Here is a 14,889-nt window from a genome sequence, read left to right on the forward strand (position 1 = left end):
CTCGTCGTACGGCTGCGCGCGACCCGGACGGCGAAGCTGCGCGCGGACACCGCACGGCTGACCAACACCTCGTACACCGGTCTGCAGCTGATCGAGACGCTGAAGGCGACCGGCGGCGAGGACGGCTACTTCCGCAAGTGGGCCGGACAGCACGCCACCACGCTGGAGGAGCAGCAGCGGCTCGGCGTGCCGAGCGCCTGGCTCGGCGTGGTCGCGCCGACGCTCGCCACCTTCAACAGCGCGCTCATCCTGTGGATCGGCGGGATCCGCGCCGTCGAGGGACACATCTCGGTCGGTCTGCTGGTGGCGTTCCAGGCGCTGGTCACCCGCTTCACCGCGCCGCTGACCCGGCTCAACGGCGTGGCGGGCCGCATCCAGGACTTCGCGGCCGACGTGGCCCGGCTGAAGGACGTGGAGAACTTCCAGGCCGACCCGCTGTACGCCCGTCCCGGCGGCGGCGAGTCCACCCGGCGACTGCACGGGCACGTCGAGCTGGAGAACGTCACCTTCGGCTACAGCCCGCTGGACCAGCCGCTGCTCACCGGCTTCGACCTGACCGTCGGCCCGGGGCAGCAGGTGGCGCTGGTGGGCGGCTCGGGCAGCGGCAAGTCCACGGTGTCCCGGCTGATCTCGGGCCTGTACACGCCGTGGGACGGGGTGATCCGCATCGACGGCCGCCGGCTGGAGGACATCCCGCGCGGCGCGCTCGCCGCCTCCGTCTCCTTCGTCGACCAGGACGTCTTCCTCTTCGAGGGCTCGGTCCGCGACAACGTGGCCCTGTGGGACCCGTCGATCCCCGACGAGGCCGTGGTCGAGGCGCTGAAGGACGCGGCGCTGTACGACGTGGTGACGCGCCGGCCCGGCGGCATCCACAGCCGGGTCGAGCAGGACGGCCGCAACTTCTCCGGCGGTCAGCGCCAGCGCCTGGAGATCGCGCGGGCGCTGGTGCGCCGGCCGAGCATCCTGGTGCTGGACGAGGTGACCAGCGCGCTGGACGCGGAGACCGAGCAGGTCGTGATGGACAACCTGCGACGGCGCGGCTGTGCCTGCGTGGTGATCGCGCACCGGCTGAGCACGGTCCGCGACAGCGACGAGATCGTCGTCCTCCAGCACGGCACGGTCGTCGAACGCGGGCGGCACGAGGAGCTGGTGGCACGCGGCGGCGCGTACGCGGCGCTGGTCAGGGAGCGGTGAGATGACCTCCGTACACGAAGGGGACCTCGTCCTGGGCGCGCTCGGCTCCCTCGGCACGCGGTTCGACTGCGCCGGCCTGGGCCGTCTGGACCTGGAGGGCCCGCAGGTGCTGTGGCTGGTCGCGGCCGGCGCCCTGGACCTGTACGCGGTGGACGCCGCCCAGCAGGGGCACTGGCACCACCTCGGCCGGCTGGAGGCGGGCACCCTGCTGCTCGGTCCGGTCGCCGGGCCCCAGCACACCCTGGTGGCCCGCCCGGTGCGCGACTGCGTGGTGCACCGCGTAGCTCTGCGCGAGCTGTACCAGCCGGCGCAGACCCAGACCTGGTCGTACGACGCGTACGGCAACCCGCAGTACGTGCCGCCGGCGTCGAGCCCGCTGGAGCACGCGCTCGCCCTCGGCGTCGGCCGCGGCCTGTCCGTCCTCTTCCAGGCACCGCTGGCCGAGGAGCGGGCGACGGCCCCGGCCGACGACGAGGTCTTCTGGATGCAGGTGCCGCCGGGCAGCGTGCAGTACGGCTCGCTGTACGGCGCGGAGGCCGCCGCCGACCTGCTGATGGACCCCGCGCTGTGGCAGAGCCTGGTGGACCAGCAGTACCGGCTGCTGACCGCGCTGGACCGGTGGATCGAGCAGCTGGAACGCAGTCACGAGAGCCGCACCGCCGAAGGCATCAAGGCCGGTGAGGCCGTGCGCGCCCAGGCCGACCGGACGCTGCTGGCCTCCATCGGGAAGCGCTCCGCGCGCCGCACCACGCCGGCCGACGCCGACGCCACCCACGCGGCCTGCAAGCTGGTCGCGCAGGCGGCCGGCATCCGGCTCGCCGAGCCCGCGCAGAGCGGCGCCGAGAGCGACCGGCTGGACCCGGTCGAACGGGTCGCGCTGGCCTCCCGGGTGCGTACCCGGGCCGTCCGCCTGGACGGGCGCTGGTGGCGCGAGGACGTGGGCCCGCTGGTCGGCCGGCGGGCCCTGTCCGGGGCGCCGGTCGCGCTGCTGTGGCGGCGCGGCGGGTACGTCGCCGTACACCCCGGGACGGGCCGTGAGACGCCCGTGGAGAAGGCGAACGCGCAGGAGTTCGAGCCGCGCGCGGTGATGTTCTACCGGCCGCTGCCCGACAAGCGCCTCGGGCCGCTCGGACTGCTCCGGTTCAGCCTCCGCGGCACCCGCGCCGACCTGCTGAACCTGCTGCTGGCCGGGCTGGTGACCGTGGCGGTCGGCGCGCTGGTGCCGATCGCCACGGGCAAGGTGCTCGGCGAGTACGTGCCGCGCGCCCAGGAGGGCCTGATCGTCCAGGTGTGCCTGGCGGTGATGGTGAGCGGGGTGGTCGCGGCGGCGTTCACGCTGCTGGAGAACCTGTCCATCCTCCGCCTGGAGGGCCGTATCGAGGCGGCGCTCCAGCCGGCCGTGTGGGACCGGCTGCTGCGGCTGCCCACCCGCTTCTTCACCCAGCGCTCCACCGGTGAACTGGCCAGTGCGGCCATGGGCGTCAGCGCGATCCGCCGGCTGCTGGCGGGCGTCGGCCCGGTCGTCGCCCAGTCGGTGACCGTCGGCGGGATGAACCTGGCCCTGCTGTTCTGGTACAGCCCGGCGCTGGCGGCGGCCGCGATCGCGATGCTCGTCGTCATCGGGGCGGTGTTCACCGGGCTCGGGCTGTGGCAGGTGCGCTGGCAGCGGCGGCTGGTGACGCTCGGCAACAAGCTGAACAACCAGGCGTTCCAGACCCTGCGCGGGCTGCCCAAGCTGCGGGTGGCCGCGGCCGAGAACTACGCGTACGCGGCCTGGGCGCGGGAGTTCGCGCGCAGCCGGGAGCTCCAGCAGCGGGTCGGCCGGATCAAGAACCTCACCACGGTCCTCGGCGCGGTCTACCTGCCGGTGTGCACCCTGCTGATGTTCATGCTGCTCGCGGGCCCGGCCGAGGGGGCGATGTCGGCGGCGGACTTCCTCGCCTTCAACACGTCGGTGACCATGGTGCTGACCTCGGTCACCCAGCTGACCGGCGCGTTCGTCTCCGCGGTGGCGGCGCTGCCGCTGTTCGAGGAGATCAGGCCCGTGCTGGAGGCCACGCCCGAGGTGCGCTCCGCGAGCACCCGGCCCGGCCCGCTGTCCGGTGCGGTCGAGGCCCGCCGGCTCTCCTTCCGGTACGCCGACGACGGTCCGCTGGTGCTGGACGACGTGTCCTTCGCCGCGCGGCCGGGCGAGTTCGTGGCGATCGTCGGCCCCAGCGGCTGCGGCAAGTCCACGCTGCTGCGGCTGCTCATCGGCTTCGACCGGCCGGTCTCCGGGAGCGTCCTGTACGACGGCCAGGACCTCGCGGCGCTGGACCAGTCGGCGGTGCGCCGCCAGTGCGGGGTGGTGCTGCAGCACGCACAGCCGTTCACCGGTTCGATCATGGACGTCATCTGCGGTGCCGAACCGTACACGCCGGAGGAGGCGATGGCGGCGGCCGAGCTGGCGGGGCTCGCGGAGGACATCAAGCGGATGCCGATGGGGCTGCACACCATCGTGGCGGGGAACGGAGCGGTCTCCGGCGGACAGCGGCAGCGCCTGATGATCGCCCAGGCCCTCATCCGCCGGCCGCGCATCCTCTTCTTCGACGAGGCGACCAGCGCCCTGGACAACGACACCCAGCGTGTCGTCATCGACAGCACCCGCAAGCTGAACGCCACCCGGATCGTCATCGCCCACCGCCTGTCGACCGTCCTGGACGCCGACCGGGTCGTGGTGATGGAGGACGGCAAGGTCGTCCAGCAGGGCACGCCGGCCGAACTCCTCGCGGACACCGGCGGCCGGCTGCACGAACTGGTGCGCCGCCAGCTGGCCTAGCAGACACCGCCTAGGCGGGCCGCTCCCCCTCGCCGTCCCGGCCGGCCGGCCCGGACGGGTGGTGGGACGGCATCCAGTGGTGTTCGGTGAACCAGCGGCCGAAGATGGCGCCGCCGTAGATGACGAACCCCACGCCGATGAGCCAGGACTCGACGACGAGGACGGTGCCGACGGCGCCGTAGCTCAGGGCGTTGGTGACGATGAGCGGGGTGAACACCAGGTAGGAGAAGGCGCGCAGGCCGGCCAGCCCTACGATGGTGGCCAGCGCGCCGGGCAGCAGCGAGCGCCAGTGCACCTGGCCGCCGAGCAGGAAGCGCTGTCCCCACCAGAAGAACAGGATCCCGCTGAGCGTGGACAGCGCGATCCGTTGCGCCCCGTGCAGCGTCGACTTGGTCGCCACCTCCTGGTAGAGGTACGCCGTCAGCACGATCAGCCAGGTCGCCTGCCGCCACACCCGGTGCCAGGGCCCGGCGGCCAGGCCCCAGATCCGCTCGTAGGCGTTCTGCACGCTGCCGCCGAACGACACGCCGAACACGGCGAGCAGGATGCCGCTCCAGACGCTGGTGGTGCCGATGACCTTGCGCGGGGGGCTGACGACATCGGTGACGACGTGGGCGGACCGGCCGGACAGCCCCATCCCGTCGGTGAGCCAGGAGGCGAAGCCACCGCGCACCAGCGGGTCGGCCGCGGCGACCACGATCAGCAGCGGTGCCAGCGTCACCAGCGCGAGGGTGGCGAACCCCATCGCCCGGTGCATCAGCTCCAGCTCACGGCCGCGCTCGAACAGCGCCCGCAGACGCAGCCACTCCCACGCGCGGCGCAGGCCGCGCCGCAGCCGCCTCACAGCTCCTCCCGTACCCACCGCCCCCGCGCTCTCCCGCGCCGGCACGTCCGGACCGGCGCACACCGGGCGACACGCGGCGGAGGGGCGGGGTGTCGGGGCGTACGGGTGGGTGGGCGGTGCGGCGACACGTCGGGGCGGGTCCCCCGCTCGCGTCCCCCACCGGCGCAGAATCGGGCTCCGTGCCCACCACAGACCACCGCGCGCCGGACGGCCGGCGGCGCATGCTGATCCTGAGCGCGAGCATGGGAGCCGGTCACGACACCGTGGCCGCCGAACTCGCCCGCCGCGCCGCGGCCCGGGGCCACGAGGCCCGGGTGGCCGACGTGCTGCGGCTCCTCCCCCACGGCCTGGGCACCGGGCTGCGCAGCGGCTACCGGACGGCGGTACGCCACCTGCCCTGGCTGTACGCCGGCGTCTACGGCGCGTTCCTGCGCGGCGGACCCGGGCGGCGGCCCAGCGGGGTGCCGCTGGCCCGGCTCGCCGGGGAGCGGCTCACGGAACTGGTGGAACGGCTGGACACCGACGTGGTGGTCTCCGTGTTCCATCTGGCGGCCCAGCTGACCGGACATCTGCGGGCCCGGGGCGGGCTGCGGGTGCCGAGCGCCGTCTTCCTGCTCGACTTCGCCGTGCACCGGCAGTGGCTGCACCCGGGCAACGACCGGTACCTGTGCCTCACGGACGGGGCGGCGGCTCAGGTGCGCCGCCACCTCGCCGTGCCCGTGGTCACGACCGGCCCGGTGGTCGCACCCGCCTTCCGCGCGCCGGCCCCGGGAGCGAACCGGTGGCGGGAGCGGTTCGCCCGGCGGGCGCCCGGCCGGCCCCCGGTCCTGCTGTCCGCCGGTGCCTGGGGGGCGGCGTCCCGTCCGGCCGCCACCGCCCGTCTGCTGGCGGCGGGCGGTTACCTGCCGGTGGTGCTGTGCGGCCGGGACGAGCGGCTCCTCGCCCGTCTCTCCCGGGAACCGGCGGCGCTCGCCCTGGGCTGGGTCGACGACATGCCCGGGCTGCTGGCCGCCGGCCACGCCCTGGTGGACAACGCCGCCGGCCAGACCGCGGTCCAGGCCCTCGCCGCGGGCCTGCCCGTGATCGCTCACCGCCCGCTGCCCGGCCACGGGGCGGAGGGCGTGCGCCGCATGGCCGGCCTGGGCCTGTCCGAACCGGCCCCGACGGGCCCCGGCCTGCTGGCGGCCCTGGACCGCCTGCGGGACCCCGCCGTCCGCACGGCCCGGGTGGCCCGCGGTCACGCGCTGTTCCGGGGCGACGCCCTGGACGGCGTGACGGACCTGTGAACGGTCCGGTGACCCGCCCCGCACCCGACGGCCGGCGCATCCGGCCGCCCCGCACGGTGGCCACGGCCGACGGACGAGGGAACGGATCCGGGGCGCGGCCGGTCGTGGGGTGGCCGGCCGGCGCCCGGTGGGCCACCGGCGGGCCCGGCGGTGGGGCGGCGCGAGGCGCGAGGCGCCGCCGGCCGTGGTCACGGAGCGGGCCGGCGCGGGTAGCGCCCCCGGGGCCCGGTGCCGGCCGGTGCGTGGTCGCGGAGAGGGCCGACCGTGAGACCCGCCTCCCGGCAGTCCTGGACGACGGCCGGCAGGGCGGCCAGGGTCGCCCGCCAGCAGCCGGGGGCCGCGTGGTGGTCGGAGTCGTGGAGCAGGACGGTGCCGCCGCCGCGCAGGTCGGCGGCGATCCGGGCCCGGACGGACGCCGGCGTGGCGTCGGCCGTCCAGTCCCTGCCCCACGCCGACCACAGCACCGTGCGCAGCCCGGCCCGCCGGGCGGCCCGCCAGCGGCTCGCGGTGAGGATGCCGTACGGCGGGCGGTACCAGCGCGGACGCCGCCCGGTGAGGTCGTGCACCGCGCTGACGGTCCGGGCGATCCCCGCGGCGTCGCGCGCGAACGCGGGCCGCCAGGGCCGGTCGTGGGTCCAGCCGTGCACCCCGAGTTCGTGCCCGCGCCGTACCGTCTCCCGGACCAGCTCGGGATGGCGGACCGCGTGCTCGCCGACCACGAAGAACGTGGCCCGCACCCCGAGCCCGTCCAGGGTGTCGAGGAAGTGCGGGGTCGACACCGGGTCCGGACCGTCGTCGAAGGTGAGCGCGATGTGCCGGCGGGGACCGCTGCCGGCGAGCCCGGGGAAGAACAGCAGCCGTACGCCCGGCAGCCAGGTGGCCGCCGGACCGATGTGGGCGGCCGCGGCACCGGCCGGCAGCAGGACGGCGGCCGTACGCCAGGCGCGGCCGGGCACGAGGGACATCGGTGACTACCTCCTCGGGGTTCGTGGCAGAGCGGCGGTGGATCCGGAGGACGCCTCGGGGTCCGTGGCGTCCCACTCCCCGCCGACGGACGCGGCGTGGGCCAGGCCGATGCTGCCGGCGCCGATCAGCGCGACGCCGACCGCCTCCGGCAGCAGGCTCAGACCCAGGTGGATGGACTCGGCGAACAGCACCCAGCCGAGCACGACGCTGGTGAGGGCGTCGCCGAGGGTGAGGGCCGGCTGGGACGCGGTGAGCGAGCCGGCGCCGAGGGCGCCCTGCAGCAGCAGGAAGGCGACGAGCCCGGCGACCCCCGTGGCGTACAGCGACCAGTGTCCGAACATCGCGGCGGGCCCCTCCTCCAGCCGGCCCATGGCCTCCTTGAGCAGCGCGGCGGTGGCGGCGAAGGACACGGCGGAGGCGAGCCCGAGCAGCGCGGCCCGGGCTCCGCCCCGCACCGGGCGCGCGGCCACCACGAGCAGCACCACCGCGCCCAGCACCCCGCCGCCGCCCAGCAGCCAGTCCGCCGGCCGCGCGGTGGGCCGGCCCGCGGTCGGCGCGGCCGCGAGGAGGAACAGGGCCAGCCCGCCGGCGAGGGCGACGAACGCCAGCCAGGTCCTGCTGTCCGGGCGGCGCCGGAAGACCACGCTGCCCACGGCGAGCGTGAACAGCAGTTCGGCGGCGAGCAGCGGCTGGACCAGCGAGAGGCTGCCCACGGCCAGCGCCCCGGCCTGCAGCAGGCCGGACAGCACCAGCAGCCCGGTGCCGGCCAGCCAGTAGGGGCGCCGCAGCAGACGGGTGAACCGGCGCACGACGGACCCGGACCCTTCCCCGTGCTCCGGTTCCTGCACGGCGGCGCGGCGCTGGAGCACCGAGGCGGAGGCGTTGGAGAGGGCGGCGAGGAGGGCGAGGAGCACCGTGAGGGCGGTCATGGCGGTCACCCGAAGCGGGCGGCGAGCCGCCGGTAGAGGCCGGGCGCGGCGCCGCGCACCCGGGCGGGCAGCCGCAGCCACCCGGGGACGTACACCTCGTCCCGGCCGTGCAGGACGGCGGCACAGACCGCGTCCGCCACGCGCTCGACGGGTACGGGCCGCGGCCAGGAGCGTGCGTAGGGGGTGCCGCGCCGGTCGAAGAACGGCGTGTCGACCACGCCGGGGACGACATGGCTGACGCCCACTCCGGTGCCGCGCAGTTCGTAGCGCAGGCAGTCGGCGAACGTGGCCAGGGCGGCCTTGGCCGCGGAGTAGACGGCCTCCCCGCGTACGCCGACGCTGCCGGCGAGGGATCCGACCAGCACGATCCGTCCGTTTCCGGCGGCCACCATGTGCGGCAGCACGGTCCGTACCAGGTGCACGGTGGCGAGCAGGTCGACCCCCACGACCTCGTCGATGCGGGTGGCGGGCATGCCGGCGAACTCCCCGGCCCAGCCGACGCCGGCTCCCGCCACGAGCAGGTCCAGCCGGCCCAGGTGGTCGAGGGCGAGCCCGGTGAGCCGGCGACCGGCACCGGGCCGGGTCAGGTCCGCGGGCAGGGCGATCGCGGCGGACTGGGCGGCCACCTGCTCCAGCCGGGTGACGTCGCGTCCGTTCAGCGCCAGCCGCCAGCTCCCCTCGGCGGCCAGCCGGCGGGCGACGGCGGCGCCGATGCCGGAGGAGGCGCCCGTCACCAGGGCGGTGCCGCCCCGGGCGGGACGCGGGCCGACGGCCGCCTGCGCGGCGGAGGCCGGGACCGGCCGGGCGGCGTTCGACGGTCCTGCGGGGGACGGGGCGTGGGACATGGCGACGACCTCACTGCGACAGCGTGCACGAGTTCGCGGGCTCCGGGGTCGAACCTTCGCGGTGTATCCAGGGCGCCACACACTGAAACACCGCGCACGGCGAAGCGCCGGTCGTGCACCTGCCCGCCGTAAGGAAACGTTGCCGTTTCGCTCGAAGTGACCTACAGTCCTGCTGTACGAAACGGTTTCGTTTAGACGCTGGGCCCGGCGGCTCCCGCTGCCGGCCGTTCCCGCCTGCCGGCCGTTCCCGCCTGCCGTCGGCACCCGCCCCGCCGTCCGTCCGCCCGCACCCGTCCCGAACGACTTTCCCGGAGTGGTTCCGCATGCCCGACAAGACCCTGGCCGACAGCTCCCGCGCCGGAGCGGGGGCCACCGAGCGCGCCGAGGCCCCGCCCAAGCGGTGGTGGATCCTCGCGGTCGTCGCCATAGCCCAGCTGATGGTGGTCCTCGACGCCACCATCGTGAACATCGCCCTGCCGTCCGCCCAGACCGACCTCGGCTTCTCCGACGGCAACCGGCAGTGGGTCGTCACCGCCTACGCGCTGGCCTTCGCCTCCCTGCTGCTGCTCGGCGGCCGGATCGCCGACCTGTTCGGCCGCAAGCCCGCGTTCCTCGTCGGCGTCGTCGGCTTCGCCGCGGCCTCCGCGCTCGGGGGCGCCGCCAACGGCTTCACCCTGCTGGTCGTCGCCCGCGCCCTGCAGGGCGCCTTCGGCGCGCTCCTCGCACCCGCCGCGCTGTCCCTGCTGAACACCACCTTCACCGACGCCCGGGAGCGGGCGCGCGCGTTCAGCGTGTACGGCGCGATCGCCGGCGCCGGCGGCGCGGTCGGGCTGCTGCTCGGCGGTGTGCTCACCGACGCCCTGGACTGGCGCTGGACGCTGTACGTGAACGTGGCCATCGCGGTCGTCGCCTTCGCGGGCGGCTGGCTGCTGCTGGGCAGCCACCGCGACGCGGCGGACGCCAGGCTCGACGTGCCGGGCACGGTCCTGGTCGCCGCCGGCCTGTTCGGCCTGGTCTACGGCTTTTCCAACGCCGAGACGCACGACTGGGACTCGCCGCTGACCTGGGGCTTCCTGATCGCGGGCGGCCTGCTGCTGGCGGCCTTCGCCTGGTGGCAGACCAGGGCCGCGCACCCCCTGCTGCCGCTGCGCATCCTGCTCGACCGGGACCGCGCGGCCTCCTTCCTCGCGGTGCTGATCACCGGCGCCGGCATGTTCGGCGTGTTCCTCTTCCTGACCTACTACCTCCAGCTGAACCTGGGCTTCACCCCCACGAAGACCGGTGTGGCCTTCCTGCCGATGGTCGGCGCCCTGATGGTGACCGCGCAGGCCGGCACCACGATGCTGCTCCCGCGGATCGGTCCGAAGGCCGTCATCCCGCTGGGCTTCGGGATCGCCACGGCCGGCATGGCCTGGCTGACCGGCATCGGCCCGGGCTCCCACTACCTCGGCGCGGTGCTGCCGCAGCTCATCGTGATCGGCGTCGGGCTGGGCCTGGTCATGCCGCCTGCCATGCAGCTGGCCACCGGCGGGGTCGCGGCGGAGGACGCGGGCGTGGCCTCCGCGACGGTCAACGCCATGCAGCAGGTCGGCGGCTCGATCGGCACGGCCCTGCTGAACACCCTCGCGGCCGGTGCCGCCACCGACTACCTGTCCGGCCGGGACGCCGGCAGCGAGCTGGTACGGGCCCGGGCCACGATCGAGAGCTACACCACCGCCTTCGGGTGGTCGGCGGTCCTCTTCGGGGCGGGCGCGGTGATCGCGTTCCTCCTCTACCGGCGCGGGGTGCCGCGGCAGGACGCGGGCGCCGCACCCGTCGTCCACATGTGACGACCGCCCGTCCGGGGCACGCTTGGGATCTCCCCTCCGGGTAACCCGCAGGGGAGATCACCGCGCCGACGGAAGGAGACGTCATGCCTGGCGGCAACGACCGCAACGACCATGAGGACCGGCCGGAGACGGCCCTGGAGGAGGTGCTCCGGGAGGTCGAGGAGGCCGAGAAGCGCGACGACGACGGGACCGCCTCGGGCGAGGCCGGGGACGCCATCACCCCGAACACCGGGGCGCAGGAGCAGGCGAACGGCGACTGAGCCGAGCGACGCGCGCCCGCCGGACGAACCGGTCACCGGACCGGAGTGGCGCCCGGCCCCGCCGGCGGGCACCGCTCCGCGGCCTCGCCGCACCCGTGGGACGGACCGGGTACCGGGCCGGGAGGCCCCCCTGCCCGCCGGCGGACACCACTCCCGTCGCCGTCGCCGCGCCCCGCTCGACGGGCCCGTAGCCGGCGAACGGCGACTGAGCCGAGCGACGCGCCCCCCCGGGGAACCGGGCACCGGACCGGAGGACGCCCGGACCCCGCCGGCGGACACCACCCGCGTCGTCGTTACCGCACCCCCGCTCGGCGGCCCTGTACCGAGCCGGAGGGGTGCCCCGCCGCTGCCCGTCCCCGTCGCGGCCCTCGTCCTCGTCGCCCCCTCACCTCCCCCGCCCCCTCTCCCCCGTCACCGGCGGACCTCTGCCACCCGTGCTTTCGGCTGGGCCGGGTACCCGGGGCGCATGAACGACCATCTGCGAGGCCCCCTGCTGCCCCCGTCCCGCGGCCCGCTCTCCGCGGCGGTCACGTCGTACCTGCGCGGCACGGGCCCGCTCCCCCGCCCCGCGGACGCCGCGGCCGCCGACCCCTACGGCGACGACCTCCAGCTCGCCCTGTACCTCTGCTACGAGCTGCACTACCGCGGCTTCGCCGGGGTCCCGCCGGAGGCCGAGTGGGACCCGGAGCTGCTGGGTGTCCGGGCCGCGCTGGAGCAGCGCTTCGGGTCCGCGCTGCGTGCCGACACCCCGGTGCACGACAGCCTGGACCAGGCGCTCGCCGCCCTCCTGGTGGAACCGGTCGAGGGCACGGGCGTCTCCCACTTCCTGAGCGCCGAGGGCGAGCTGTGGCACCTGCGGGAGTACGCGGCGGTGCGCTCGCTGTACCACCTGAAGGAGGCCGACCCGCACGCCTGGGTGCTGCCGCGGCTGTGGGGCCGGGCCAAGGCGGCGATGGCCGCGGTGGAGTACGACGAGTTCGGCGGCGGCCGGGCCGAACGGATGCACGCGCGCCTGTTCGCCGACCTGATGCGGGACCTGGACCTGGACACGGTGTACGGCCGGTACCTGGACGCGGCCCCGGCGGAGATGCTCGCCGTGGTGAACCTGATGTCCCTGTTCGGCCTGCACCGCGAGCTGCGCGGCGCACTGGTGGGCCACTTCGCCGAGGTGGAGATCACCTCCTCGCCCGGTTCCCGCCGGCTGGCCGAGGCGATGCGCCGCACCGGCGCCGGTCCGGCCGCGGAGTTCTTCTACGACGAGCACGTGACGGCGGACGCGGTGCACGAGCAAGTCGTGCGGCACGAGGTGATCGGCGGACTGCTCGAGGAGGAGCCCGAGCTGGCTCCGGACATCGTCTTCGGCATCGACGCGACCGAGTACCTGGAGGAGCGGCTGGGCCGGCGACTGCTCGACCGCTGGGGCGCGGGGCGGTCCGCCCTGAGGACACCCCTGGCGGCCCCGGAGCAGCCGTCCCCGGAGGCACCGGAGACACACCGACACCGGCAGATGTCCCATACATCCTGAGTCTCCGGGTATTCGGACGGGGTGATCGCTGTGATGCTTCCGGGTGTGTACGCCCCGCAGGACGACACGGAGCTGCTGGCCGAGGCGCTCGACGAGGCGGCCCCGCCGCCCGGCACAAGGGTGCTGGACGTGGGCACGGGCAGCGGTGCCCTGGCCCTGGCGGCGGCCCGGCGGGGCGCCGAGGTGACCGCGGTGGACGTGTCCCGGCGGGCGGTGTGGACGGTCCGCCTGAACGCGTGGCTGTCCCGGCTGCCGGTACGCATCCGGCGGGGCAACCTGTTCGCGCCGGTGCGAGGGGGCACGTACGACCTCATCCTGGCCAACCCGCCCTACGTGCCGGCGCCCGACACCGGGCGCGCCCCGCGCGGCCGGGCCATCGCCTGGGACGCGGGGCACGACGGCCGGCTGGTGCTGGACCGCATCTGCCGGGACGCGCCGGCGCTGCTGGGCCCCGGCGGCACGCTGCTGATGGTGCACTCGGCGCTGAGCGGTCCGGACCGCACCCTGGAACTGCTGCGGGACGCCGGGCTGAAGGCCGCGGTGGTGCGGCGCCGCTGGGTGCCGTTCGGGCCCGTGCTGCGCTCCCGGGAGGACTGGCTGCGCCGGCGCGGGCTGCTCGCGCCGGCCGAGGACAGGGAGGAACTGGTGGTCATCCGTGCCGAACGACCCGTGTGACGCCGCGGCGGACGACTCCGCCGGCCCGGCGCAGGACGCCGCCGGCCGTGCCCGCCGGATCAGCATGCAACGCCGCGGGCCCCTCCTGGTGGAAGGGCCCGTGGAGATCGAACTCGAGGACGGGAGCACGGTCCGCTCGGACCGGTTCCGTGTCGCTCTGTGTACCTGCCGGCGCAGTCGCCGTTACCCCTGGTGCGACACGAGTCACCGGCGCAAGGCCTGAGCACCCCGTTGAAACAGATTGTTTTTCGCCGCTCCCCGGGACGGTCCCCCACGGACCGCCCGGGGAGCGGCTGTGTGCCCGGGTCCGCGGGCGGCCCCACTCCGCCCGCCGGTCCCGGCGCGAGATCGCAGGTTCCCCGCTCCAGGGGCCGCACTCCCCAGTTGCGAGCCTGATCCGGTGTCCACGGGGACTCCTGCGATCCCGGGTCTAGAACTCGAAGACGCTGCCGCCGAGGACTTGCTTCATGCACGCGTTGCCGAAGGTGCGCTCGTAGGCGACGCGCTTGCCCTGCCAGACACCCTGGACGGTGACGACGACCGGGTCGTACACCTTGGTGCACATCACGCCGTCGGCCGGCTTCAGGGCGTCGAAGTCGCCGCCGGCGCCGCGCAGCTCGGCGCAGGCCTGGGCGGCGGCCGGGTGGGTGCCCGAGGCCGCGGGGGCGCAGCTCAGGGTGACGGCGCGCTCCGGTGTGGCCGTGGCCGCGTCGCTGCCGTGGCCGGTGGTGAGCACCAGCGCCGAGGGGGCGTAGAGCGACGACGGGGCGGCGCCCGGTGCAGCGACGGCGGCCCCGGTCAGGGGTCCGCAGACGGCGGCGGCCGTGAGGCCGAGGGCCGCTGCCCAGCGCGCGGTGTTCCGCATTGTGTGCATCCTTCCGCTCGAACAGACGAGGTGCCGGCTCCGGTCCGGAGCGGCGAGCGACACTCTGCCGACTCCACCGGCGAAACTCACATCGAACCCATGGGTTTCAGTAACCTTTCGTGTTGAAGCAGTGGCGTGAAGTCACGGAATTCGAACGCTGTGACCCCGGAACGAAGCGGTTCCCCCGTCGCCTCGGCGGCCAGGTGGCCGAAAATCAGCGGTTCGTTAATCGTCCTGAAACATTCCGGCTGCGCCCGCCTAAAGTCCCTTCATGACTCCTTGTGTTCATCCGGCGATCACGTATCGTCGGGGGCCCGCGGTCGGCGAGGGGCGGGAGTTGACGGATGGCACGGCACTGGGCGGACTTCCAGTACGAGATCTATCTGAACGGGACGACCGGGGCGGTGCCCCGGCTCCCCACCGACCTGGCCCGGCTGGAGGAGCTGGCCGAGCACCGGCTCGGGCCGGGCCCCGTGGGCTACGTGGCGGGCGGCGCCGGCGACGGCGGCACCGCCCGCGCCAACCGGGAGGCGCTGGACCGGCGCCGGATCGTGCCGCGCGTGCTGCGCGACGTACGGGAGCGCGACCTGAGGACCGAGCTGCTCGGACGGCGGCTGCCGGCGCCGCTCGCCCTGGCGCCCGTAGGCGTGCTGTCGATCATGCACCCGGACGCCGAGACCGCCGCCGCCCGGGCCGCCGCCGCGCAGGGCGTGCCGTACATCCTGTCGTCGGCGTCGAGCACCCCGCTGGAGCAGGTGGCGGAGGCGATGGGGGACGCCGAGCGCTGGTTCCAGCTCTACTGGGGCAAGGACCGCGAGGTGACCCGGAGTTTCCTCGCCCGGGCGCGGGCGGC

The 14,889-nt window shown here is 75.1% G+C and carries 14 protein-coding genes; 9 read left to right on the forward strand and 5 right to left on the reverse strand.

Annotation, left to right across the window (positions count from 1 at the left end; genetic code table 11):
• Both IE312_RS41635 and IE312_RS23830 read left to right on the forward strand, forming a co-directional pair.
• Positions 1-1,194, forward strand: a 1,194-nt coding sequence (locus tag IE312_RS41635; protein WP_229900364.1) for an ATP-binding cassette domain-containing protein, incomplete at its 5' end; no start/stop codon positions are given.
• Between the two features lies 1 nt (position 1,195).
• Positions 1,196-4,012 carry an NHLP bacteriocin export ABC transporter permease/ATPase subunit gene (locus IE312_RS23830; RefSeq protein WP_189984367.1) on the forward strand — a complete coding sequence of 939 codons (2,817 nt, stop codon included), beginning with the start codon at positions 1,196-1,198 and terminating at the stop codon, positions 4,010-4,012.
• Between the two features lie 10 nt (positions 4,013-4,022).
• Here the strand turns inward: IE312_RS23830 and IE312_RS23835 are convergent, their stop codons facing one another.
• On the reverse strand, positions 4,023-4,856 hold the full coding sequence (locus tag IE312_RS23835) for a ribonuclease BN (RefSeq protein ID WP_370467589.1): 834 nt from the start codon (positions 4,854-4,856) through the stop codon (positions 4,023-4,025).
• Between the two features lie 179 nt (positions 4,857-5,035).
• Here IE312_RS23835 and IE312_RS23840 point away from each other — a divergent pair, with 179 nt between their 5' ends.
• Positions 5,036-6,142: an MGDG synthase family glycosyltransferase gene (locus IE312_RS23840; protein ID WP_229900365.1), complete on the forward strand. Its 1,107-nt coding sequence runs from the start codon at positions 5,036-5,038 to the stop codon at positions 6,140-6,142.
• 188 nt (positions 6,143-6,330) lie between these two features.
• On the opposite strand, the gene IE312_RS23845 is transcribed toward IE312_RS23840, so the two are convergent.
• Genes IE312_RS23845 through IE312_RS23855 form a run of 3 tightly spaced genes read right to left on the reverse strand, consistent with a single transcriptional unit; the run spans position 6,331 to position 8,882 of the window.
• Entirely contained in the window at positions 6,331-7,107 is a 777-nt protein-coding gene (locus IE312_RS23845) for a polysaccharide deacetylase family protein (protein WP_189984368.1), read from the reverse strand.
• 6 nt (positions 7,108-7,113) lie between these two features.
• Positions 7,114-8,037 (reverse strand): DMT family transporter, encoded by a 924-nt coding sequence (locus tag IE312_RS23850; protein ID WP_189984369.1) that lies wholly within the window; start codon positions 8,035-8,037, stop codon positions 7,114-7,116.
• A 5-nt stretch (positions 8,038-8,042) separates the two neighbouring features.
• Positions 8,043-8,882 carry an SDR family NAD(P)-dependent oxidoreductase gene (locus tag IE312_RS23855; protein ID WP_189984370.1) on the reverse strand — a complete coding sequence of 280 codons (840 nt, stop codon included), beginning with the start codon at positions 8,880-8,882 and terminating at the stop codon, positions 8,043-8,045.
• A 323-nt stretch (positions 8,883-9,205) separates the two neighbouring features.
• Here IE312_RS23855 and IE312_RS23860 point away from each other — a divergent pair, with 323 nt between their 5' ends.
• The 5 genes from IE312_RS23860 to IE312_RS23880 all read left to right on the forward strand — a co-directional run bounded on the left by IE312_RS23860 (position 9,206) and on the right by IE312_RS23880 (position 13,394).
• Positions 9,206-10,711 carry an MFS transporter gene (locus IE312_RS23860; protein WP_189984371.1) on the forward strand — a complete coding sequence of 502 codons (1,506 nt, stop codon included), beginning with the start codon at positions 9,206-9,208 and terminating at the stop codon, positions 10,709-10,711.
• 83 nt (positions 10,712-10,794) lie between these two features.
• The gene (locus IE312_RS23865; RefSeq protein ID WP_189984372.1) at positions 10,795-10,971 is read left to right on the forward strand and encodes a hypothetical protein; all 177 of its coding nucleotides are present in this window, start codon (positions 10,795-10,797) and stop codon (positions 10,969-10,971) included.
• Between the two features lie 466 nt (positions 10,972-11,437).
• Positions 11,438-12,496, forward strand: coding sequence for an iron-containing redox enzyme family protein (locus tag IE312_RS23870; RefSeq protein ID WP_189984373.1), 1,059 nt, complete (start codon positions 11,438-11,440; stop codon positions 12,494-12,496).
• Between the two features lie 33 nt (positions 12,497-12,529).
• Positions 12,530-13,171: a HemK2/MTQ2 family protein methyltransferase gene (locus IE312_RS23875; protein ID WP_189984486.1), complete on the forward strand. Its 642-nt coding sequence runs from the start codon at positions 12,530-12,532 to the stop codon at positions 13,169-13,171.
• Positions 13,152-13,394 (forward strand): CDGSH iron-sulfur domain-containing protein, encoded by a 243-nt coding sequence (locus tag IE312_RS23880; protein WP_370467590.1) that lies wholly within the window; start codon positions 13,152-13,154, stop codon positions 13,392-13,394. The genes IE312_RS23875 and IE312_RS23880 overlap by 20 nt, the downstream gene beginning before the upstream one ends.
• Before the next feature lie 207 nt (positions 13,395-13,601).
• On the opposite strand, the gene IE312_RS23885 is transcribed toward IE312_RS23880, so the two are convergent.
• Entirely contained in the window at positions 13,602-14,036 is a 435-nt protein-coding gene (locus IE312_RS23885) for a protease inhibitor (RefSeq protein ID WP_189984374.1), read from the reverse strand.
• A 344-nt stretch (positions 14,037-14,380) separates the two neighbouring features.
• On the opposite strand from IE312_RS23885, the gene IE312_RS41640 reads away from it, so the two are divergent.
• The coding region (locus IE312_RS41640) for an alpha-hydroxy-acid oxidizing protein (protein WP_229900366.1) at positions 14,381-14,889 on the forward strand (509 nt) is incomplete at its 3' end.

The sequence above is a fragment of the Streptomyces capoamus genome, assembly GCF_014654935.1.
GTDB classification, from domain to species: Bacteria; Actinomycetota; Actinomycetes; order Streptomycetales; family Streptomycetaceae; genus Streptomyces; species Streptomyces capoamus.